The sequence below is a fragment of the Culturomica sp. genome (genome assembly GCF_003524185.1).
GTDB lineage: Bacteria > Bacteroidota > Bacteroidia > Bacteroidales > Marinifilaceae > Culturomica > Culturomica massiliensis.
This window is the reverse complement of sequence record NZ_DOED01000028.1, coordinates 1-24,266: the sequence shown is the minus strand read 5'-3', so window position 1 is coordinate 24,266 and position 24,266 is coordinate 1. Positions and strand designations below refer to the sequence as shown.

The following is a 24,266-nucleotide window of genomic DNA, read 5'->3' as shown; positions in this document are numbered from 1 at the left end:
CAGTTTCGGCAATTTACTCCCGGGGTCACAGTGATGGGACTCTTTTTTTGTAAATAGCCGTAACGCAGTTCCGGCAATTTACTCCCGGAGTCTCAGAAATGAGACTCTTTTTTTGTATATAGTTGTGTGATGTCGTGCAGACAATCGGCACCCCGGGTGTGTCATGGATGCCCCGCCTTTTATATTCCTGCTGATTACGTGGATATTGCGGTAAATTTGATAGTTGTATGATTTTGTTTTTTTGATTTTTTCCGTCTGGCATTTTCTTTACGGCCTGCCTTAATCCGGAGGAGTAATCGTTTATTTCTGTCTGGGATTTCTCAGCGAAATCCGCGTAATTTACATGATTTGATTTAAAACCGTAGACCGAAAATTACACAGTGAGTCCGTCCCACTGTGTAATTTTTCTAAAATGAATTATCACCCCGCAGAGGTTACAGTTATTTATCGGTAGTAAATCGCTGTACGATCTGAGGGGGCGTATATTATCTGATTTGGCAAATTGGTTTTCTGTGTATTTAGGGGGATTGATTTAATTTAAATTTTAAAATCTGCAATTTCTGTTTTTATTTTTGTATTTTTGCATTATAAATTTAACTACATTCTTGTATAATGTTTTATTCTAAACATTATAATCGTTTTTATTATTAAATAACACGCTATGAATATCTATTTTAGTTTTAAAGAAGTTTTCAGTGCTTTTATCGTATTGTTTGCGGTGATTGATATTTTGGGATCTATTCCGATTATACTGGGCTTAAAAGAACGTAATAAGACAGTACATGCCGGTCAGGCTGCCCTTATCTCGTTTGTTATATTGTTTGCTTTTTTATTTGTCGGAAAGTCTTTGTTGGCTCTTTTTAATGTGGATATATCTTCTTTTGCCGTAGCCGGAGCTCTTGTTATTTTGGTCCTGGCTTGTGAAATGATATTCGGGGTCGAGATTTTTAAAAACGACGGTCCGACGGATTCTGCTACGATTGTACCTTTAGTATTCCCATTGATTGCCGGAGCTGCTTCTTTTACAACGCTGTTGTCTTTACGGGCTGAATACAACATTCTGAATATTATTATTGGTTTGGCGTTGAATATTTTGTTTGTGTATTTTGTGCTGAAGAAGGTGGATTATGTTCAACGGGTTGTCGGTAAGGGAGGCGTATATGTGATGCGTAAATTTTTCGGCATTATTTTGTTGGCGATTGCTGTCCGTCTTTTTACCGCTAATTTGAATGCTTTGTTGAATACATTTAACTAGTCAGAATTTATTGATAAAGTTTACGAAACGATTGGCATAAATAAAGTAGAGGATAATCCAGAGTAAAAAACGGAACATACGTCCGAAGAACATCAGAAATAGGGTCACCGGAGGCTTTGTGTGATAAAATCCCAGGGCTACGTTGGCAACATCTCCGATGACGGGAATCCAGACAATAAGGGCAAGTAAACTGCCATATTTGTCGATTTTCACCTTTTGTCGTTCTAATCTTTCTTCTTTTATGTGAAACCAGCGTTTTATTTTTTCTTTATTGCCGGAACGTCCGATGTAATAGATAACAAGGCCCCCTAACCAGTTGCCGGTCGTAGCTGTCAATAAGCATACCCATGGATTAATACCGGCTGCGAGCATACCGACGAATAGGATATCAGCCCCCATCGGTATAAAGAGGGCAGATAGGAAGGAACCGATGAACAGACCGTAATAGCCGTATGCAGAAAGAAATTCGGAAACGGTTAAGGTAATAATTTCAGGTCCCATATATTTAAATTTATTGGGAATTTACGGAATATATGGGATGAAGGTTTGCTTTGAAAATAAAGAACCTTTTAATTGCAGATTTATGATTTTAGATTAAAATGAATCTGATGACGAATCAGTTTACCGGGTAATTTGAAATTTACAATCTAAAATTTACAATTTATATGAATCTCTGTTTTAGGAGATAAAATCAATAAACCGATCGGCATAGTGTATGTAAAGAAACGCCCAGAACATAAAACGTAGCGAACGTCCGATAAACATATATAAAGCGGAGAGTTTAGGGTTGATTTTGTAGAAGCCGAGAGCAATGGCGAAAAGATCGCCGACAATGGGAAGCCAGGCAAAAAAAGCAAGTAGGCTGCCGAATTTATCGATTCGTTTTTTTTGTTTTTCTAATTGTACAGGAGTGACTTTCAGCCAGCGTTCGATCCATTCCCATTTGCCGATCCAGCCGATCCAGTAGGAGGTAAGTCCTCCCAGCCAGTTACCCACTGTGGCGATGGCTACGCAGAGCCATATATTTCCGCCCAAGGCCAGGAGGCCGATTAAAAGCAAATCGGCGCTAAAAGGAATAACGGTCGATGCCAGGAAGGAACCGATGAATAAGCCCCAATAGCCGAGATCGATGAGTGAATCCATGGAGATAAATTGCTATATGCGTTATTGAATAAGGAATATCGAAATCAATAAGTAGAGCAAAGGTAGGATAAAAATTACAGATTTTGAATTTTAAGTTCAGTTGTAATTCATAGATAAATGTATTTTATCTGAGCTGTTATTGTAAACGGACCGGAAGGCTGGAAATAAATTTTACGATCGGAAACATAACAGCCGGTAGAAGTGTATAGAGAGGTGAATGTTGGGATGAAGAAAACCCAAAAGGTAGTTCTGTCGTAAAAAAGAAAGATTAGATTGAAGATTATGAAAATAAGTGTATTGATTTTGCTTTGGTTCATATCGGGGCATTTTTTAATGGGACAAACGATGAAAAAAGAATTAACGGAAGAAGAAAAACGAGTTATACTTCGTAAAGGTACGGAAAGGCCGTTTTCCGGAAAATATTATAATTTTAAAGAGAAAGGTACTTATGTATGCCGGCAATGCGGAGCTCCGTTGTATCGTTCCGAAGATAAATTCGACTCAGGATGTGGCTGGCCGAGTTTTGATGACGAAATTCCCGGCGCAGTAAAACGGATTCCGGATGCTGACGGCCGACGGACGGAAATTGTTTGTGCGAATTGCGGCGGACATTTGGGGCATGTATTTTTAGGAGAAGGATTTACATCGAAAAATACCCGGCATTGTGTCAATTCGATATCTATGGATTTTATTCCGGCCGGGCAGGAGGCGAAAAAAGAAAAAACGGAAACCGCTATTTTTGCCGGAGGATGTTTCTGGGGGGTAGAACATCTGATGCGTAGTCAACCGGGAGTTATTTCGATAGAAGTCGGATATATCGGAGGACATACTCAAAATCCGACATATAAGGAAGTGTGTTCAGATACGACGGGGCATGCCGAAGCCGTTAAAATTGTTTTTGATCCGGCTAAGATAAGTTATGAGAAATTGGCCAGGTTATTTTTCGAAATTCACGATCCGACACAGGTGAACAGACAGGGACCGGATATCGGAGATCAGTATCGGTCTGAAGTGTTTTACACGACACCGGAACAAAAACTGATAACGGAAAAGTTAATAGGAGAATTGAAAACAAAAGGCTATAAAGTTGTAACGAAGGTAACTCCTGCTACTACATTTTGGAAGGCGGAAGATTATCATCAGGATTATTACGGGAAAACGGGAAAAGCGCCTTATTGTCATCGGTATGTAAAACGATTCTGAATTTTTTACCTGAAAACGCAAAAAAACAGTAAAAGAAAAGTATGGGGTGTTGTCATGTTAAATGTTAAAAAACGCGCTTGTTATTAAAAATTAGCATTTTGGCAGAGTTTTTGTTATATTTACAGGTTAATATAAAAGAAAAAATTTATTTAAAGTCGTTACAAATGATTGGAAATTTTTTTTCGACCTTTTTGCCTGTTTTTAAAAATTCATTAAAGAGATTTGTTTACGGCAGCTTATTTGTCGTTCTCTTTTTATATTTTTTTGTCCGTTGTGTAGACTTTTCTATTTATTCCGATGCGAATGAGGTCAAGGCGGTGAAAGCAGATATTGTGACGACTGACGATGTGATTATCGATAAAGAAGAGATCGTTTCCGGTGAAGAGGGACGTATATTGCTGAATGTAAAGGGAAAGATCGAAGATTGTCTGCCTTTAACGATCCGGACGGATTTTGAGCTGTCGGCACAAGCCAAAATTTTGTACTCAGAAAAATACCGTGAATTTGTATTCCGGGATTTACAGGATTCTTTTCGTTTTCAGGTGGTTGCTCAAAGTGGGTTGCCTAAGCGTTGGACGATAAAATTGATAGATGTTCGTAGTCATGCCGGTAATATTGTCCGTTTCCGGGTAGATTCTTACAAAGCGGAAACGGATGTTCCGGATTTAGTGGAGAAAAACGGTCGGATTTATCAGCCGAATTTGGTCGAAGTGTTTGTAAATGCAAGCAGTGATGCGGTTTTCCCGTTGGAGATTGTACCGGATATTCAGATTTCGGAAAATGGTACATTGATTGATTACGAAGCGGGAACTCCTTTGAGGTTTGAGAGTGCGCATAGTATTTGTAAATTGAAAGTGAGGGCTGAAAATAAGAGTGTACAGGATTGGAAAATTGCTATACGTACGCCGGAGAGTGACGATGTAAATCTGAAAGGAGGAGGGTTTATTGCATTTACGGACTGTCTGGAGGTAGCCGATACCGTTTTTGTTGTAGATACCGCACAAGCAAATGCTACTGTAAAAGTAGCTCAAGTGAGCGATTGGAAGAATTTTAACGTAATGCTCCAATATAATTTGCGTTTACCGGTTGGAGCGCATTGGGAGTTCTTGGATGGGGAAACGGAAGATTTCAGTACGAGTCGTGTCATTTTTAACGGAATTGAGGATATCCGTCGGTTTAAGATCGTATCACAGAGCGGAAAGGAAAAAATTTGGAAAATTAAGCTGGATTATCGTTACGACCGGAAAGCTTGGGTCACTAATTTCAGTATCGATTCCTGGCAACCCTCGGAGAAGGTAAATGTATCCGTAAATTCAACACAGGCTGTAGATACTGCTTTGCAGAAAGTGTATATAGAGGTGAATGACGGGGTGAAGGAGATAACCGATAAGACGCCGTTGATTGTATATCCGGTTGTGAAACTCTCGGATAAAGCCAGTGTTAAAGGGGTGGAAGCGGGACAAAACAATGTATATCGTTTGCCAGCAGTTTCTTTTGCCGGGATAGGTAGTCAGTCTTACTTCTCTGTGTTTTCGGAATCGGGAGAGGAATATAAGTGGACGATAGAATTGGTAAATAAGCAACAAGGTAAGGATGCCAATGCAGAATTGGAGAATATTATGTTGCATGCTGAAAAATTACCGGCAGGGGTCGCATTTACGAATGATATATTTATGCCGGCCGTAGACAGCCGGGAAGTGGTGTTAAAGCTTGATAAGGCAAAGTTTCCGTTTTTGCTTACGGCAGAGGCCTATGCGGTGAAAATTTCGGAAAAGGCAAAACTGCCGGATGGATTGAAAGATCTGGTATTCGAGAATATCAGTGACCGTAAGACGATTCGAGTTGAAGCGGCAAACGGGACTGAAAAAATATGGACTGTACGGTTGGATTATAAACAAAATGCGGGGGCGGATATCACTGCATTTAAGATTTCACAGGTATTCCCGGCTGATGTTACTTTTGAGCGGGAGGGGACGATAGATGCAGAGGTCGGACGTGTAACGTTAGGGGTAACGGATGCGGGAAGTGCTTTCCCGTTACGGATGGATGTAGCTGTCGTTGTATCTGCAAATGCACATTTACAAACGGAGTTGAAAAGTTTGGTGTTTACCAGCGAAGAGCAAGTGCATCGGATAAATGTAGTTGCTGAATCCGGCATTGTACGTGAGTGGGTGATCGGTCTTAAAAATCAGGTTGTAAAAAGTGATAAGGCTATATTGGAGACGCTGGTTGCGGTGCCGGTTGATCCTGAGGTACAATTGGGAAATGTAGGGCTGGCAGAGAATACCGGGTATGTGGAAATTCTTGCAGGGAAAAACCGGTTTCCTTTGTCATTGGATATTAACGGAAGTGAATTTTCGGAAGGTGCGACGCCGGATAAAGTAATACTTACTTTTGCCAATATCAGCCGGAAAGAAATGGTGAAGGTAACGTCCCGCAATGGGAAGGTGACCAATACCTATACGGTCGGATTGAAAGATTTGGTCCCGCCGGGTGATTCGGCCGATATCGTATCGTTCAGGCTGGAACGCTATCAACCCTTGGATTATAAGTTGAGTGGAAATGTGGAAATCGATCGTACAAACGGTAAGGTATGGATAGAGGTGTATGGGGGGATGGGGGCATTGCCGTTGATCGTTTGGCCGGACATAAAAGTGTCGGATGCTGCGGTCTTGCAGACAGAATTGCCGGCTAACGGGTTGGAATTCAGAAATGCTGCCGATGTGAATGTGGTAAAAGTTGTTGCAGAGAATAAGACAGTGAAGACCTGGCAAATCGGTATCCGTGAATTGGCATTGCCGAAAAATACAGAGGCCGTTGTGGAGCAGGTGGAGGCGACAAATAAAGAGAATATTGTTGTACAGCCTGTCGTAAAAGAGAATAATGAGGTAACTATGTATATCGGGAATGCACAGCCCACATACCCGTTTACCGTAACGGCGACGTTGAGTGTGAGTCCGAATGCAACGGTAAAGGTGGTCGGTAATACGGTTCCGATGCGTACACGTACGTTGAAGACACAGACCGGTGTACAGGTAGTCCGGGAATTGGACCTGACATTTAACAGTTCGGCGGATAGGATCGGAGTGGAGGTTATTTCCGAAGATGCTTCCGTAAGTAATATTTATAATTTCAAGTTGGGAGGCGATAAAGTTAAGAATACGGAAGCCAATGTTGTGGAGTATAAAATTGAGTCGTACATACCCATGAATATGGAAGAGGCTCCTTTGGTATTCGGGCCTGATACGGAGCAGGGATTGATTACGATCAATGCGCCGGATGAAAGTGCTTTCCCGTTTACCGTATATACGAAGCTGCGTTTGTCTTACGGAGCAGAATTAAAAGGGCTGAATCCTTCGCAGATGACGTTTGAGCGGGGATTTACCGGGCAGGATTTTGAGGTGATTTCTGAATCCGGACAAGTGAAAAAATGGCGTTTGCAAGTGAAAGTGGCTGAAAAGAGTAAAGAAAATAATGTAACGGCATTTGACATCGCTTCTTACACACCGGAAACCGCCGGATTAGGTAAGCCGGAGATACGGACAGAGCAACGGAAAATTGTCATCCCGGTAAAAGATTGGAAAAAGGGGAGCCGCTTGACTGTGGACGTCGGAAAGATGGAGCTTTCTCCGAAAGCATCGTCCGATTTCCGTTCCAGTTTGTTTTTTCAGTCCGCGAAAGATGAATATACTTTTCATGTGACGGCGCAAAACGGGGACGTGGCGGAATGGAAAGTCGTACTTGATTATACGTTTTCGGACCAGGCGGATATTACTTCTTTCCGGGTATTAGCGGGCGATCCTGCTGTTGTTACCTATCATCCGGAAGCTGTGATCGATGCAAAGACGAATACGGTGTATATCGATGTCATTGAAAATCTGACATTCCCGTTTACCGTGACGACGGATATTGCTTATTCCGTTAAAACGGAAATAGATGCCGGCGGAATGGCGGACAACCGGATTCGTTTCGATAAATATCAGGATTCGACGGTAATCCGGGTGACGGCAGAGGATGAAGTGACCCGTAAAGACTGGAAGGTGAAGTTGCGTTATCATTTCAGTGAAGAGGCTGATGTAACAGCATTTCATATTGAAGCTTCTGTCCCGGCGGCTGTTGTATTTGCAAGTCCGGCAACGACAATCGATGAGTCGGCACATACGGTGTGGGTGAATGTAGCGGATTGGGGAGGACAGACCAATTTACAGATTACGCCGTCTATAAAAATTTCAGATAAGGCTTCCTGTAATCTTTCCGGGGATTTGCTTTTTGTGAAAAAGACAAGTGAGTCGAAAACGATCCAGGTGACGGCGGAAAGCGGTAAAGTTGTCGTTTGGACCGTAAAATTGAAATATGAAGAGAATAGCGGAGCGGATATTACTGCTGTGAAGTATACGGGATATGTACCTGCGGATATTAATTTTCTGGGGGCTTCGATCGATGCAAAGGCGGGTGTGATTACTTTGGAGTTGCAGACCTGGAACGGACATACAGAATTTACCCTGAAGGGAATAGCGTGTACGCTTTCTCCTAAAGCGACGGCTATGATTCCGGCGGATATGACATTCCGGAAACAGATTCAGGAAAGTTTGGAATATGTCGTGACGGCCCAGGACGGCACTCAAAAGAAGTGGATGTTTAAATTGCTCTATCACGAAAGTAATGCTGCCGAAGTGACGCGCTTCCGAATTACAGGAAATAATAAACCGGGTATAATTTCAATGGCGACGACGGGTATACTCGGAGACGGTACGATTGATATCGATCTGAACAGTGGGGTTCGGGATGCTTTTGAATCCGGTTTTCAGATAAATGTGGAAGTAGAATTGTCGGCGAAATCGACTTCTAATTTCCCGGCGACAATGATATTCAGTAAACCTACGGATCAGCGAAAGTATACCGTGACGGCAGAAAGCGGGGCAGCAAAAGAATGGACGGTGCGGTTTGTGAATAAAGCTTCTCAGGATGCTTCATTATTGGCTTTGAAAGGTGCTTCGATTGTAAGCGCTACGACGAGTAATACCGGAGACTTTAAGTTTACGGATCTGAAATTATCGGGGACGACGGCAAGTATGACGATAACGGATGTGATGACACTGAATAAGTACGACCGGAACTGGCCGACTTTGAATATTGCCCTGGATATGCAATTATCAGCCCGGGCGAAGGTAAAGGAAGGTACACAAGTGAGTATGAATGTCAGTAATCCGGGAAGTAAAACCTTGACAGTTGTAGCAGATGACGGTATACATCAACAGGTGTATACCTTGGAAATGGCTTATAAGCCGCAATTGGATAACGGAAGTTTAGATAGCTGGAATGACAATAAAACGCCATCGGGAAATATATGGTCTACGGCAAATAATACGTTTGTTTCCGGAACGACCAAAACCACCGGTAAATCGGGTTCGGCAGCTTTGCTGACAACTTCGGAAGCCGTGGGAATGAAGGCTGCCGGTACGATTTTCCTGGGAAGTTTTAAATTTACCAGTTTGACGGACGCATTGAACGATCCGGAGAAGATGACGCATTTCGGTATTGCTTTCCCCGTACGGCCGAAGCAGGTGAAAGTGGATGTGCAGTATAAGCAGGGGAACGGTGTTCTGAATGACGGTTCTAAGGATAAAGGTCAGGTATGGGCGGCATTGGAGTATTGGCCCGATCCGACGAATGCCAAGAATCCCGCCAACAAACGTTATGCGTACGGAGAAGTTATGCTGACTCAGAATGTAGGTTCGTGGACGACATATACGATTACCCTGAATGTGACAGACGCTTCGGTTACGCCGACACATTTCTTGTTTGTGGCTTCCTCCAGTTACGACGGTAATCATTTCAATGCCGTGAACGGTAGTGAGATGAGAGTGGATAATGTGGAACTGGTTTATTGATTGAAAAACGGATAAAATGAAATATACATGGATTTTGTGCCTGATATTCTTGCTGGGAGTGAGTGTGGGAGCAGTGGCAAAGGACAGTGAAGAAAAGCAGGAGAAAAAAGAAAAAAAGGAGAAGCCGGAAGTATGGTATGGAAAGTGGCCGGTACTCGGTTTACGAATCGGAACGGATATAGGAGGGGCATTGCCTTTCCCGTTTAGCAATATTCCCAGTGAGTTCGCTCCGAAGATAAAACCCCGCCTGACATTTGGCGGGGAAGTGATTGTTCCCGTGAGTAAGCGGTTTACGATAACGGCTGAAGTGAATTACAAGACGGTGGCTATTGATGCGGAAGCTTTTGTGGAGGAACAATTTTTTCAGGCAGAGGGATTAAATAATAACGAACCGGTGTTCTTTACGGGTATGGCGGATATGAATATGAGCTTCTCCATGATCGAAATACCGGTGTATGCGGAGTATCAGTTTTCCGGTGGGCGTAACCGGGTGATGTTGGGAGGATATTATACGATAAATAAAAAACAGTCGTTTGATGTCGTTGCTAAAAAGGGATATATGCAGATCACGAAAGGAGACGAGGATGTGCTGGCCTTGAATACGAATTTTACGATGAGTTTTACAGATGACCTCGATTCATGGGATGCAGGGGTATTGTTCGGGTATGAACGGCGTATTATGGAAAATTTATCCGTGAACGGTAAAGTACATATCGGGTTGAAGTCGATTTTTACGGATGGTTTCGATAAATTGGAGTATAAAATGTACCAGATGCGTTTGGCTGTGGGGGTAACGTATGAATTGATCGATTTTAATAAGAAATATCATTTAAAGAAATATATCCCGTCATTCAGACGGAAGAAAAAAACTCAGGAAGGAAAATAAAGATACCGTTATATGAATTATAGCTTTAAAAAATATATTTTGATAGTACTGGGATTGATTTTATCTGTTGCCGGATACGGACAGGTAAGGATCGGTGATCCGGTATTTACGGAGGATTTCGGGACAGTACCTGATGATTGGAAAAGTAAAGGAAATGATTATAGTGACGGGAATATAAATACGTATCGTGAACCTGTTCGTCGTGGAAATGCTCATTATGAATGGGCAAAACGAAAAAGAGTAATTGTTTGGGTAAACAAGACTCTTAATGATTTTTATGGTAATGGAAAATATGCTGTTGCCTGTAACGGGAAAGAGATCGGAGATGGTAATACTTGGCATGCAGCAGTGGATCATACGGGTAATACAAACGGTTTGGCTTTGGTTGTCAATGGAAAGGGATCGAAAAACACACCTGTATACGATTTTACAATCAATGCCTCAAATACAGAGGGTAACCGGGAATTACAACCTAATTCGGTTTATCAGTTTAAGGTATATGTAGCTAATGTCGAAGAGGGGGGACTTCTTAGTAGTGTCCCTAATGTGGCGATTGAGTTGGATAATGGCGAAAATACGAAAAGAAAAGAAACCGGGGATATTTCAGGAAATGGCGATCAGATTCCTTGGATAGAGCATGTTTTGTATGTGGAAGTGAAGGCGGATAAAAATTTAAAATATACGGTCGTGAGTGTGAATAGCGGTTTGACGGCGAATATTTTTTCTGTTGATGATATTTCTTTAAGTCCGGTATTGGTTAGAGCGGATGTAGTAAATACAGATTTTTGTTCCGAACCGGGAAAAGTATGGTTTGATGCTGTTGTCGATGATATTCCGGAGGGGTTGGATGTGTATACCCGACTGATGCGGAAAGCGAAGTCGGGCGGAACATGGGAATGGGATGATCAGACCGGTATTACTGATTCGTTAAGGACATATACCACGGAAGACAATTATACCCATTACGATTATCGTTTGGTAGTGAGTTTGACTGCATCGGGATTGGAGCGTGTCCCGGATGAATCTGTCAGGTTGAATGAATACGGGACATTTTCTGTTACTGAAAACTTTGTTCCGGGACACAATTGTGAGGCTTGGAGTAATTTTGAAATCGGAGTGGACTTTTGTTCCCGACCGGATTCGGTTGTGTTTAATACGGCAGCGGATGCTTTTCCTGTAACTTCGGAAGTATATTTCCGTTTAATGCGGAAATTAAAGACCGGTGGTGAGTGGGAATGGGCCGGTGAGGTATCGGCTGATCATCGGGTTGCTGCTTTGGCTACCGATTATCTGAATTATGATTTTCAGGTGGCCGTAGAGGTAGCTTCGTCGGATATACTGACCGGCAGTGCTACTCCCCGGCAATTGATGGAGCGTCCGAATTACGGTTGTTTTATTATAAAAAATACTTTCCGGAATGATTTCTGTCTACAACTTTATGGGGTTACGCCGGATTATGTGACGGTACAGGACAGTGTGTCGGTGGAGCCCTCTTTGGTGGTGTCGGTTGAAAATACTCCGGTATACCTGCGTTGGCTTTACCGGCCCTTCGGCTCAGAGGAATGGCATTGGTGGGGGGAATCCCGTCCGGTAAATCAAAATGAGATAGACTGGGTGACTTTTACTACCGGAGATTTCCGGGCTGTGTATGCGATGAGTCCGGACGTGTTGAATGCGATGCCGGATCAGAACATCGGAACTGTTGATTATTATTATGTGGCTACGGAAGAAAATCAAATTCCGGGAATCCCGTTGACGGTAAATATTACCAAACGTTTTGCCGGAGGTGCTGTGATTCTCGATGTTGAACCGACTATGAATTCGGCTGTAACATCGATTATCCGGGGAGAGTGGCTGACGCGTAAGCGGGGAAGTGAATTGTGGGAAGTATTGCCGGCACAGAATGGGTTTCGGCAACAGATCGGAATGGTCAATTATGTGGAATACGAATACTGTTTTGTGGCTTCAATGTCACAGGCGGTGATGGATACGTTACAACCGGTAAATGTACAGCCGGGAGAAATAACGTATTGGTTGTCGGAGACGATAGGCAATGAAACGTTCACATTGGAGGACATCAGCCGGGAGTATTGCGAAGTTCCGGGGGAGGTCGTATATCAGGTCGAGTTTGCGAGTGAAGGTATTCCGGAGGATATGCCTGCTATCGGGCGTTGGATGCAGCGTGAAAAAGGGACGGATAACTGGAATTGGGTGAAAAATCCTTTCCCTTCCCGGATCGAGAATTTGCAAGTGACATTGGCGGATGAGGTAGCGCATGACTATGCTTTTGTTTTGGCGTGGGATCACGACAGCCTGGCCGGTTGGAACGCGGCAAGTTTACCCGTAATGAAAGACTATTATGTGCTGCGTTCGGAATATGTGGATTCTGCTTTATGTATTGGCATCGATACGATACGGATCGTATCGGAGAAACGGGATGAATTGATATTGCAGCCTGTGTTGGAGAATATCGGTGGTCATACCGTATATGGCCGTTGGATGCGGATTGATAAGCTTACAGGCGTCCGGGTATGGGCGTCGGAGAGTATGATTGCAGGTTACGATCTGAAGGTGGGTACGGATGAGTTCGGACAGAACGATTACCGTTTTTATATCGGATTGGCAGAAGCTGTCGTTGCAAAGGCTGCTGCCGATATGGAGGAGGCAAAACCTTATTTTGATGTAAAAAACGTAAAGGGGGTTCGGATTCCTAAACCGGAAGTGACGGTTACGGCGATAAATTGCGTTGCCAAACAGGATGTAAACCGTGTAACCTTGCAAGTGGCAGCAGATGGAACAATACCTTCTTTACGCTATCGTATCGGGGAGGGTGCCGTACAGGAGATGACTGTAGGTGCTGAAAATGAGTTGACATTTACAATCGAAAGGGATTCGGCGTTTTATTTACTGGATTATGTATTGAATGGAGTTTGTGAGCGGATGGTGCGCAATGATACAGTGAATCTGAACTATATTCCTAAATTACAGATAGCACGCTTGACAGATCTTTTCGGCTGTCGTAACAGTGTGGTTGTCGTCGCCCCGGAAATAAGCGGTGGTGCCGTTTCGGTTTATGAATGGAGTAAAGACGGTGAAATACGGACGGATTGGGCGGATAAAGACAGTTTGCATATCCGGATGACCGGAACAGGGGCAGTTCCCTTGAAATTAGTGGTTAAAGGAAACGGGGTGTGTCCGGAAGATTCTACGGTATCCCTGATTACCGGAGAACACCCGGTTATCGATTGTGATTGTCCGGTAGAGCCGGTGGAAATTTGTGTCGGAGAAACCTTTACAATTCCTTATCGAAGTATAGATGCTGAACAATATCGGGTGACGTTAAAAGAAACAACGATGCCGGGATTTGTGTTTTACCCGGGAACCGGAGACGTGAAAGAAAACGGTGTGCTGGAAATCAAATCCGGACAACAGGTGTTGACGGCTACCGATTTTATGGCGGGTAGTGTATTTACCTTTCGGGTACAGATATTTAAAATGGTCGAATACAATGAGGTCAGTTATCGTTGCGAGGATGAATTTGAATATCGTTTTAAAGTACGGATGAATCCGGTATCCCGTTATCCTTCCGAATTGAAATTGTGTATGGGAGAAAGATTACGGCAAGTGCCCGAAGTGGATTTAAATGGTAATGAATCCGATAACTGGCGTTGGCGGTTGTGGGATGGAGCTACATTGACAGAAACATCTTTGAAGACGATGCAAACCCCGGAAGTCATCGACACCGTTGTTACTGCCGCGATGGGCGGAAAGCGTTTACAATTGTTGGCGACTACTGTTTGTGGAGAGGTGACCGTGCAGGATATCCGTTTGGCGGTATATGTACCCGATTCGAATCGGATTGTTGCACCGGAAGGATTGGTGATAACGGGAGATAAGGTTGTACTCGAAGGAACGACTTTGCTTTTGCAAGGAATGAACTATCAGTGGGAAATGAGTGAGGATGGAAGCCATTGGATCGATTTACCGGGAGAAACAGAGAGTAATATGACGTTGTATGCGCCGGATACATCTACTTATTATCGCCGTGTTTTGAGCGGGGCAGGGTGGGCTTGTCCGAATATGGAGACTATAGTGAAAGTTGAAGTCTATAATAATGCGGCAGAAAACCGGATTTATTTGGAGGCAGCAGATACGTTGATTTATTCGGGTACGGAAATTACGGTGCATACCGATAGTCCGGAGCGGAAAGGAGTCGGTTACTGTTGGGAAAAGAATGAAGGAGGAGAGTGGATTGTAATGACAGGAGAGGAAAAGCGGGAATTACAGGTGACTCCCGGGACAATAACGATGTATCGCCGGGGAGCTTTGGTGGATAACCGGGTGTTGTATAGCAATACGGTTGTTGTAAATGTGTATGATAAGGGACAGAATCGGATCATGTATGCCGGTAGTTTAGTACCGAGAAATACTCCGATACGCTTGACCGGTAATTTTGTCGATATTCCCGGTGTCAAATACCGTTGGTACAGTCGTCAGAAAGAAGAATGGATATTGATGGCAGGTAAGGAGGGATGGAATCTGGAGACGATGTTGGATGAGCGGACTACTTATATGCGTTATGTATATTTGCCTTCACAGGCCGGAGATTCGATAGGTAGTAATGAAGTGACAGTGTATGTTTTCGATAACGATAAAGATAACCGGATTGCAAGTGAATTATCGAATGTATGCCGGGATGTGATTGTTCCGGTAAAAGGAACGCCTATCGGTGACGGTGGTGTCGCTTATCGTTGGGAGTGCAGTTATGATGAGGAAAATAGTTGGATGGTTACGGACAGTACAGGTTGTAATGTATTGTGGCCGGCTACGGAGAATGTCGCACTCCGGCGGCGGATACTTTATGCGGCGGCGGATGAAAATTGTTACAGTAATGTCGTGCATCTGAATGTGATATATAACGGAACGGATAACAGGATCAGTCAGGTCGGGACTATTATTGCCGGGGAAGCGGGGGTCATAGAAGGAACATCGGTGGAAAATGCTACTTACCGGTGGGAAATCAGTAAGGATGGAAAAACGGATTGGATGGTTTTGGCGAATGCAGCATCGGCATTTTTACAGTTGGAAGGAATACATACGGAGAGTATATGCTGGCTGCGCCGGAAATTGTTATTCCCGGATGGCGGTGGGTGTGAGGAGTACAGCAATGTATTGAAAGTAAAAGTTGTCGATCCTGAAAAAAGTAATAGAGTGGTTTTGGCCGGCGATTATTACTGCCAGTGGTCTCCTTTTACTTTGGAGGGTTCTGATATGCAGGAACTGGATGCTACCTATCGTTGGTATAAGAATACAGGAAAAAATTGGGAACCGGTAGAGCAGGCTTATGGGAAAGATTTGACGGTATATGAAGGTGTCGGAATGAATACGCTTTTCCGCCGGGATGCGACAGTAGACGGCGTCGTTTATGCCGGTAATGTCGTGGAGGCCCGTTTGTGGAATGCTGCTATGGTTCGGAATGTATTGGAAAATCCGGGAGAGGTGTGTGCAGGGATACCGATTGTCATTCGGGGCTCGGACGCTTATGCGGGAGACAGGGATTTGAGTGATTATGTAGATTCTTATTATTGGGAAACGAGCCAGACGGGAGCCGGAGGTACCTGGGAGCGGATCGATACGGCGAATATGCAGGATCTGACGTTGAATGATCCGGAGGTTTCCCGTTGGTATTGCCGGATTGTAAAGACACATTGCGGTAGTAATCTGAGAAGTGAACCGGTGTTTATGACGGTAAAGGACCGTTTGAAGCTGACATTGCGTTCTGATGTGAAGTTCGGACAGATGAGCGTAAAAGACCCGATAACAATATCTGTGGATGAAGATTTTTACGATAATTACGAGTTCCGGATAAATGGCCGCTTGTGGGAGAGTGACGGACAGCAGTGTATTGTATACGGCTGGCAACCGAATAAGATGTACGGGGTAAGCATACGGGTTCAGAAAGACGGTTGTGTACAGGTCGATTCATTGAATGTGTATGCTCCGGATGTAGATTTGCCGAATGTGCTGACTCCCAACAATGACGGTTGGAACGACCGCTTGCTGGAAGGCTATGAATTGAAAGTTTATAATCGCTGGGGAAATTTACTGTATTCCGGTAAGGAGGGCTGGGATGGACGTTATAAAAATCAGTTGGTGACAGCGGGAACTTATTTTTATGTCGTAAGGGTTCGTTTTGAGAACGGTCGTTCGGCAGAATATAAAAGAAGTGTGACGGTAAAAAGATAAAACGTGAAGAGAAACAGTATAAAGATATTGAGTATAGTGTTGTTTATCTTCGGTACTTTGATGCAAAGCCGGGGACAGACGGATGTAAATCTGAGTCATCGCTATCTGGGGCGGCTTTGCTATAATCCGGCCGCAGCGGGAGAAGATCCGACGACAGTGAATTTACGGGCTTTTTTCCGGGAACAATGGATCGGTTTCGATCGTGCACCCAGTACCCAGGCTGTGACAGCAGATAATTATTTCGGAAAATATAATTCAGGAGTAGGTGTCGTTTTTGTAAAGGATGAGATCGGTTTTTCCAAATCGATAAATTTTAAAGGTTCCTATGCTTATCATTTGAAATTGAATGATAACTCGTATGTTGCTTTGGGATTAGCAGTCGGAGTGATATATAACAGTTCGGACGAGCGGAATTTTAATCCGGAGGATCCGGAAGATCCGGAGATAACCTATATGCTGGAAAAAGAAACGATTGCCGATTTCGACGTGGGACTAGAATATCACTGGAAGAGTCTGAATGTCGGTTTGGCTGCCGCTCATATCACAAAGGGAAAGAATAATCCGAAAGTTACCCCACACTATTATGTCTACGGAAATTATGCGATGAACCTGACGGAAGATTGGCGGTTGACCCCCTCCTTGTTTGCTGCTATCAATAAAAAAACACGTATTTATGAGGTAGGGGCGACGACAGAATACCGGAATAAGATCAATCTCGGATTAGCTTACCGGGTTAGTGAGCGCTTTGTGGCAGATGCAATTATCGGTTTGCTCGGGGTGATTGTTTCCGATTATGTCAGTCTCAATTATTCTTATGATTTTACGATCGGTCAGTCGAGATCGGATGTTACCGGAGCTCACGAATTGATGATGGCTTTCCGTATAAAGAAATAGAACTTTCCCGGAAAGAAAATGTTACGCAAAAGATATAGTTGGAAGATAAAGCCGGGACCGGGGGTATATGTGTCGGGAGCGGTGTCGTTTTTTTTGTTTTTTCTGCTGTGGTGGTTTATGCTGCCTTCGCCTTTGTTTGACGTCCCTTATTCTACGGTATTGCTGGACCGGAATGAGGAGATTATCGGTGTAAAGGTAGCCGATGACGAACAATTCCGGTTTCGGGAGAACGGAAACTTACCTGCCAAATACCTTGAAGCGCTACTTACATTTGAAGATAAACGGTTTATCGGGCATAATGGCGTGGATTGGTTGGCATTGGGAAGGGCTTTCTATTTGAATATGTCTGCGGGGAAGGTCGTTAGCGGGGGGAGTACGTTAACGATGCAAGTAATCCGGTTGTCACGGAAAAATCCACCTCGTACTTATTGGGAAAAATTCCGGGAGTTGTTGTTGGCATTGAGATTGGAACAGAGTTATTCCAAGTATGCGATACTCCGTTTGTATGCCGGACATGCCCCTTTTGGCGGAAATGTAGTCGGATTAAGTGCGGCTTCACTTAAATATTTCGGACGCAATCCGGAACAATTGAGTTGGGGAGAAGCGGCTTTGTTGGCGGTGCTTCCGAATGCTCCTTCGTTGAGTGATCCGCGTTTAGTGAAAGAGAAACGGGATCGTTTACTGGAACAGTTGTATGAAAATGGGAAAATAGAAAAAGAGGATTATAAACTGGCTTTGGAAGAAGCATTGCCCGAACAAATTTATTTCTCCGGGAATACCGCTCCGCATCTGTTGACCGAAGCAATCCGGTCGAGAAAAGGTGAAGTTTGTCATTCCACTATCGATAATCGTCTGCAAAAAAGGGTGAATGAAATAGTGGAACGTCACAGTCGCCTGTTGGGAGCGAATCATATTTACAATATGGCTGTATTGGTGACTCGTGTTTCGGATGGAGAAGTTCTTGCGTATGTGGGGAATAGTCCGTCGCAGCCGGGAAGCCGCGGTAATGATGTCGATATTATTACAGCAGTGCGCAGTTCCGGAAGTATTCTTAAACCGGCCTTATATGGACTGATGCAGCAAAACGGGTATATTTTACCGGGAACATTGGTACCTGATGTTCCTTCCCGTTTCGGAGGGTATGCTCCTTCAAATTTTAACCGGAGTTTTCAGGGCGTGGCCCCGGCAGACAAAGCTTTGGCCAGTTCGTTGAATATCCCTTTTGTCCGGATGTTGAAGGACTATAGTTATACACGTTTTTATGACGATCTGAAACGATTGGGTATAACGACTTTGAACCGGGAAGCAGATGATTACGGTTTGAGTCTTATTTTAGGTGGTGCAGAAGTGTCGTTGTGGGATGTTTGTAATATGTACGGTGGGATGGTATCTACATTACGGCATTATAACGAACAGGACGGTAGTTATTTCCAGGGAGAATACGATCGGCTGAAATTGTGGCGGGATATTAAAGAACCGGCGCTGACAGAGTGCAGCAGTTTTGATGTCCCATTAAAAGCTTCTGCTGTGTGGCTGACTTTGGAAGCATTGGGAGAGGTAGAGCGGCCAGAACTGGAGTCCGGATGGAAGAATTTTGCCTCCCGTATGGATTTGGCTTGGAAAACAGGTACCAGTTTCGGATTTCGGGATGCCTGGGCTGTAGGGGTGAATGCCGATTGGGTGATCGGTGTTTGGGTGGGGAATGCCGATGGAGAAGGACGTCCCGGATTGGTTGGCGTAAGAGCTGCAGCGCCTGTTTTGTTTGAAGTTGCCGGATTGTTGCCTGTTTCTACGCATCTGTTTATGCCTGTCGATGAGATGAAAGAGGTCGTCGTGTGCCGGAAAAGCGGATACCGGGCTTCGGATATATGTGAGGGGAAAGATACGCTTCGGGTATGTGAAACCGGTGTTCGTACCGGGATTTGTCCTTATCACCGTTGGATACACCTGGACAAAAGCGGAAAATGGCAGGTGCATTCGGAATGCGAGAAGGTATATAATATGCAGACGGTGCCTTGGTTTGTACTGACGCCGGTACAGGAATGGTATTACATTCGTACGCATGGTGATTACCGGAAATTACCGCCTTGGCGTCCCGATTGTAAAAACCCGTCCGGAGATGTAATGGAAATGATCTATCCGCAAAAAGGTACACGTGTTTTTATACCCCGGGATTTTGGCGGGACGAAAGGGACTGTTGTGTTTGAACTGGCACACCGGAATCCGTTAGCAGAAGTATATTGGCATATTGATGACCGGTATATCGGTTCAACCCGCCATATTCACCAGATGAAATTCGATACTTCAGAGGGATTACATACACTCACGTTAATGGATGATGACGGAAATACATTGCAACAGAAATTCCGGGTAGTTGGAAAATAGTCATCTACTGTTCAGAAGGTCATAGAAAAATAGATTCCCGGAGTTCCTTTAGGAGTAACGGTCGGTGTTAAGGTCAGATTGTGTTTTTCAGCGAATGGCCGGGTAAATAAATAGCCACCGGCAGCTCCGATGGCAGCTCCTCCCAAAACATCCCAGATATCGTGTTGTTTGGCGTAGACGCGTCCCCAGCCGACGTATGCAGTGATGGCATAAGCCGGTATTCCGAATTTCCAGCCGTATCTCCTTTGTAAAAAAGTAGCTCCTTGCATGGCAACAGCAGTATGGTTGGAAGGAAAAGCATGGCGGTCGCTGCCGTCAGGACGTTCTTTCTTTATACTGTATTTCAAAATGTAAGTCAGGGCGATGCTACTGGTCCCTCCGATTACCAATTGCCTGGTGCCCCGGTAATCGCCTGTTGCCAGAGAACCGATGAACCCGGCAACGGGATTGATAAACATGGCTACATCGGTTGACCGGTCGATAAACTTACGGGATTGGGCCTGACTTGTGAAAGTAATGGATATACTTACCAGAAAATACAATACTAATAGATATTTGTTTGTCATCGCTGTATGATAAGGAACGTCAAAGATAAAAAAAATTGGATATATCGTTTTTTCTTTTGAAATTATTATTACTTTTGTACCCGCTAATGCCACTTTAGCTCAGCTGGTAGAGCGACGCATTCGTAATGCGTAGGTCGCGAGTTCAAGTCTCGCAAGTGGCTCTCCTGAACGTCAGGGCAATATTACCGGGAAAGAGGTTGATTGTATTTATCAACCTCTTTTCTCTTTTAGAGAAAAGATAGTTTTATATTGTTTTTGGGATGAAAATTACACGATAATTGTAGATTTATTTTTTATAATTCCTCTTTTTACAGGGGAAGGTTGTGGGTATAATCTAAAATCGTAAATCTAAAATCTACAATTAAAACGTTCCTTAAAACAATTTTCCGTTCATTCGTTGATAGAATATTTTTTTAATTGTAGTATATGAATCCAGGTTCCGGTCGCTTAGAATCTCTTGATGTGCTGAGGGGATTCGATCTTTTTTGTCTGACAATTTTGTGTCCTCTGCTGTGGGCTTTTTACGATACGGGACATTATTCCTGGTTGCAGCCGGTTATGCAACAGTTTTCTCATGTACAATGGGCCGGGTTTGCCTTATGGGATTTGGTTATGCCTTTATTTATGTTTATGGCGGGTGTTTCTGTGCCTTTTGCTTTTGGAAAATATCTGAAAGCAGGGGAGGGATACGGAAAAATATACAAACGGATTTTCCGGCGTGTAATCGTTTTGTGGATATTGGGAATGGTGTGTCAGGGAAATCTGTTTGCTCTGGATATAAACGTACTAAAGTTATTCAGTAATACTTTGCAGGCAATTGCCGTAGGTTATTTGATTTCAGCAGTTATCTATCTGCATTGCAGACCAAAAGGGCAGATCTTTGTCACTGTAGGATTATTAGCGATATATTGGGCATTACTGACCTTTGTCTCCGTGGATGGATATGGCGGTGGTGATTATACGGCACAGGGAAATCTGGCAGAATGGGTGGATCGGGTTGTGTTGGGACGTTGGCGGGATGGAGCCTGTCTTGATGAATCCGGGAAAGTTATTTTTCTTCAATGGTATGATTATACCTGGATACTTAGCAGCTTGAATTTTGGGGCAACCGTGATGACGGGCGTGTTTGCCGGAGAAATATTGAAAAGTCGTCTGGATTCGTCCGCCAAGTGGAGATGGCTTTTCGGTATCGGTACAGCCATGGTTGCTATCGGTTGGCTATGGGGATTGCAAATGCCTGTTATCAAACGGATATGGACCAGCTCTATGGTGCTGGTGAGCAGCGGTTATTGTTTCTGGTTGATGGGGTTATTCTATTATCTGATCGATTATAAAGGCTATCGTAAGGGATGGACCTGGTTGAAAGTGATTGGCATGAACTCTATTTTGGCTTATGTACTGAGTGCTGAAGTCGGTGTTATTTCTTTTTCATGTATCGGGCATTCTGTTTTTTGGGGAATGAGGCAATACATCGGAAGTGATTTTTATCATTTGTTAATTCTGACGATCAATATCGGTTTCGTATACTCTCTGCTTTATGTGTTGTATCGGCATAAAATCTTTTTGAAAGCTTAATGCTATGGGATTTTAGATGGTATGATGTTTCGGAGCCCGAAAATTGTAAAAATATATTTAATTGTACTTTTATTTTTGATTTGTCATTTGTAATTTCTCTTTTTACAAGGGTTGTGGGTATAATTTGAAATTGTAAACCTACATATAAATTGTAGATTTTAGATTTACGATTTTAAATTATAGATTAAATAGATCTGACGACGAATCCCTTTGTCAAACAATTTAGAATTTGTACGTGTTGATCTTCGTTTGTTAGCTGAGGGATCGCTATTGCCGTTTGGAAAAGAAAGCGGAAATGGCAATATTTTATTTTAGGAAACTTAAGTACATCGGCGAGAGGGTCAAGGCGAAGACTGGCCGGGCGATGCAGACCATACTGTCCGAAGCCCTCGGCATGGAACGCGGCACATGATATCTGTGGAATTTTTGTTCCAATAAAAAGCCACTTCCTTATCAAGGAAGTGGCTTTTATTCATCCGTATGCATCCGCTATTCGTACTCGAACTCGTACGTGTCGGTCGTGACGCTGGAATCGGAGAAGGTTGTCGTTACGATGGCTTGCACCAGATAACCTTCAACGATTTTGTATTGATACTTTGTGATCTCATCCGGTTCCGAAGGTTTCGTTTCGGAGGTAGACCAGTAATACGATTTGATCTCTACAGGCAGGTATTCGCTCATCTTACCGAAAACGGGGAGCATATCCTCGTAAGCACCGGGGACATACATAGTCCCTATACCCATGACAATATCTATATTCATCGTTACCTTGTCTGTTCCGTATGTCGCCGTACTCTTATACCGATAGCTGGGTTCTGTATCCGCCCGTTTGCTGTATTGGTAGGTGTCGGAAGTGATGACGTTTCCATTCTCCCAGGTCTGGGAAGTGACCGTTCTTTCGACCTCTTGACTGGTCAATGACAGGTATGGGTGTTCTTCGATTACCTGAGTTAGTTGCCAGTCCGCATTGTATTTATATTCGACGTCCGAGCTCTCCTTGTCTTCGGGGGTATTGTCCATGATGTATTCGATATGGGACGACAGCGCGTAACCGCTCTGATCCATCTTGTACGTGGCGCCGCCCGTACCGTGCCCTTCGGCATTGGTATAATCATATACCGCCTTTATCGTGCCGGTTTCATAGGTGTAGGTCGATGTGGTGGATGTTCCCGGGCCGTCGAAATTCTCGGTGGTAGAACCGGAGACCCTGTTCTGGTCGTCGTATGTTAATTTGGTCGTGGTAACGGATTCTCCGTCTTCGTCCACAGTCTTCACGGTAATTTTTTTCAACAGTTTTTGCTGGGGTTCGGGATCGCTGCCGCCCACCGTTACCGCGCAGGATGCCGACACTTCTTTGTTAGAGGAAGAAGTCGCTGTAACGGTCGCCAGTCCATTGGCTATCGCGGTTATTTCTCCGGTTACGGGATTTACGCTTACGACTTCCGGATTGCTGCTCGACCATACCACTGATTTGATCGTGGCGTCGGCAGGCTCTACCGTGGCGGTCAGCGTCGCTTTAGCACCTGATTCAAGTGAGAGTTCGGTCTTGTCGAGGGTAATTTTCGTCACTTTGACCGGAGGTTCGTTCTGGCTGCCGTCCTGTTTGATTCCTTCTTGTACAACCGTTACGGTAAAGGTGTTGTTGCCCGAACGGATGGTGATCTGGGCCTCACGTCGTTCGCCCGTATAGTTCTGGTCGATCTCGATACGGAGCGTAATTGTCCCGGCACTGCCGCTGTATGCCTCGCTGTTGCCGTTGTAGAGTTTTAGCCAGACTACGTTATTGCTGTTGTTATCGGCAGCGCGTGTGTCTGATTTTACCTGTACGGATGCCAATGCCGGAGCCTGTGCTTGCACTTCGTTCACGGTTGCCGTCCAGGGGGCATCGGCCGTGAACGAAAAGCCTCCTCCCGTATTCTCGTTATCGGCATAGGCGCTTTGTGTGAGTTGTTCCTGTATCGGCGGAGTGAACGGATCTCCGTTTCCGCCTTCGTCTTTGCTACAACCGGCGAAGATAGTCGCCGCCGAAAGCATTAATAAAAACAAATGTTTTTTCATATATAAAAAGAGCGTTCTCCAGCTACCACAAGAACCTTTTTATTAAACACAGAAGCGTGGAACTGCAATGCCACGTTCCGAATTGGAGGTCGTAGGAAAACCTTTACACACGAATGTAGTAATAGCAGTCCACGCTATATGCATGAAAACCACTATGCCATCCC

Annotated in this window: 12 protein-coding genes and 1 tRNA gene; 9 read left to right on the top strand and 4 right to left on the bottom strand. The window is 44.1% G+C overall.

Features of this window, described 5'->3' with window-relative positions; all coding sequences use genetic code 11:
- Window positions 1-661: 661 nt before the first annotated feature.
- On the top strand, window positions 662-1,255 hold the full coding sequence (locus DD657_RS09820) for a MarC family protein (protein WP_068688332.1): 594 nt from the start codon (window positions 662-664) through the stop codon (window positions 1,253-1,255).
- On the opposite strand, the gene DD657_RS09815 is transcribed toward DD657_RS09820, so the two are convergent.
- Complete coding sequence (locus DD657_RS09815; protein ID WP_021986748.1) at window positions 1,256-1,756, bottom strand: YqaA family protein; 501 nt, start codon at window positions 1,754-1,756, stop codon at window positions 1,256-1,258.
- A 177-nt stretch (window positions 1,757-1,933) separates the two neighbouring features.
- The gene (locus DD657_RS09810) at window positions 1,934-2,398 is read right to left on the bottom strand and encodes a YqaA family protein (RefSeq protein WP_021986749.1); all 465 of its coding nucleotides are present in this window, start codon (window positions 2,396-2,398) and stop codon (window positions 1,934-1,936) included.
- Between the two features lie 345 nt (window positions 2,399-2,743).
- Here DD657_RS09810 and DD657_RS09805 point away from each other — a divergent pair, with 345 nt between their 5' ends.
- The 6 genes from DD657_RS09805 (at window position 2,744) to pbpC (ending at window position 19,903) form a co-directional block, all read left to right on the top strand.
- Window positions 2,744-3,601 carry a bifunctional methionine sulfoxide reductase B/A protein gene (locus DD657_RS09805; RefSeq protein WP_287049741.1) on the top strand — a complete coding sequence of 286 codons (858 nt, stop codon included), beginning with the start codon at window positions 2,744-2,746 and terminating at the stop codon, window positions 3,599-3,601.
- A 164-nt stretch (window positions 3,602-3,765) separates the two neighbouring features.
- Window positions 3,766-9,492 (top strand): PCMD domain-containing protein, encoded by a 5,727-nt coding sequence (locus DD657_RS09800; protein WP_287049740.1) that lies wholly within the window; start codon window positions 3,766-3,768, stop codon window positions 9,490-9,492.
- 16 nt (window positions 9,493-9,508) lie between these two features.
- On the top strand, window positions 9,509-10,378 hold the full coding sequence (locus tag DD657_RS09795; RefSeq protein ID WP_021986752.1) for an outer membrane beta-barrel protein: 870 nt from the start codon (window positions 9,509-9,511) through the stop codon (window positions 10,376-10,378).
- Between the two features lie 12 nt (window positions 10,379-10,390).
- A complete protein-coding gene (locus DD657_RS09790; protein ID WP_287049739.1) occupies window positions 10,391-16,624 on the top strand; it encodes a T9SS type B sorting domain-containing protein in 6,234 nt (2,077 codons plus the stop codon).
- 3 nt (window positions 16,625-16,627) lie between these two features.
- Window positions 16,628-17,518 (top strand): PorP/SprF family type IX secretion system membrane protein, encoded by an 891-nt coding sequence (locus tag DD657_RS09785; RefSeq protein WP_287049738.1) that lies wholly within the window; start codon window positions 16,628-16,630, stop codon window positions 17,516-17,518.
- 18 nt (window positions 17,519-17,536) lie between these two features.
- A complete protein-coding gene (pbpC, locus tag DD657_RS09780) occupies window positions 17,537-19,903 on the top strand; it encodes a penicillin-binding protein 1C (protein WP_287049737.1) in 2,367 nt (788 codons plus the stop codon).
- An 11-nt stretch (window positions 19,904-19,914) separates the two neighbouring features.
- Here the strand turns inward: pbpC and DD657_RS09775 are convergent, their stop codons facing one another.
- Window positions 19,915-20,469, bottom strand: a complete 555-nt coding sequence (locus DD657_RS09775) for a phosphatase PAP2 family protein (protein WP_287049736.1) — start codon at window positions 20,467-20,469, stop codon at window positions 19,915-19,917.
- Window positions 20,470-20,557: 88 nt separating this feature from the next.
- Here DD657_RS09775 and DD657_RS09770 point away from each other — a divergent pair.
- Window positions 20,558-20,630: transfer RNA gene (locus tag DD657_RS09770), tRNA-Thr, on the top strand.
- 265 nt (window positions 20,631-20,895) lie between these two features.
- Window positions 20,896-22,044, top strand: coding sequence for an acyltransferase family protein (locus DD657_RS09765; RefSeq protein WP_287049735.1), 1,149 nt, complete (start codon window positions 20,896-20,898; stop codon window positions 22,042-22,044).
- A 489-nt stretch (window positions 22,045-22,533) separates the two neighbouring features.
- On the opposite strand, the gene DD657_RS09760 is transcribed toward DD657_RS09765, so the two are convergent.
- Window positions 22,534-24,102, bottom strand: a complete 1,569-nt coding sequence (locus DD657_RS09760) for an Ig-like domain-containing protein (RefSeq protein WP_287049733.1) — start codon at window positions 24,100-24,102, stop codon at window positions 22,534-22,536.
- Between the last annotated feature and the right edge of the window lie 164 nt (window positions 24,103-24,266).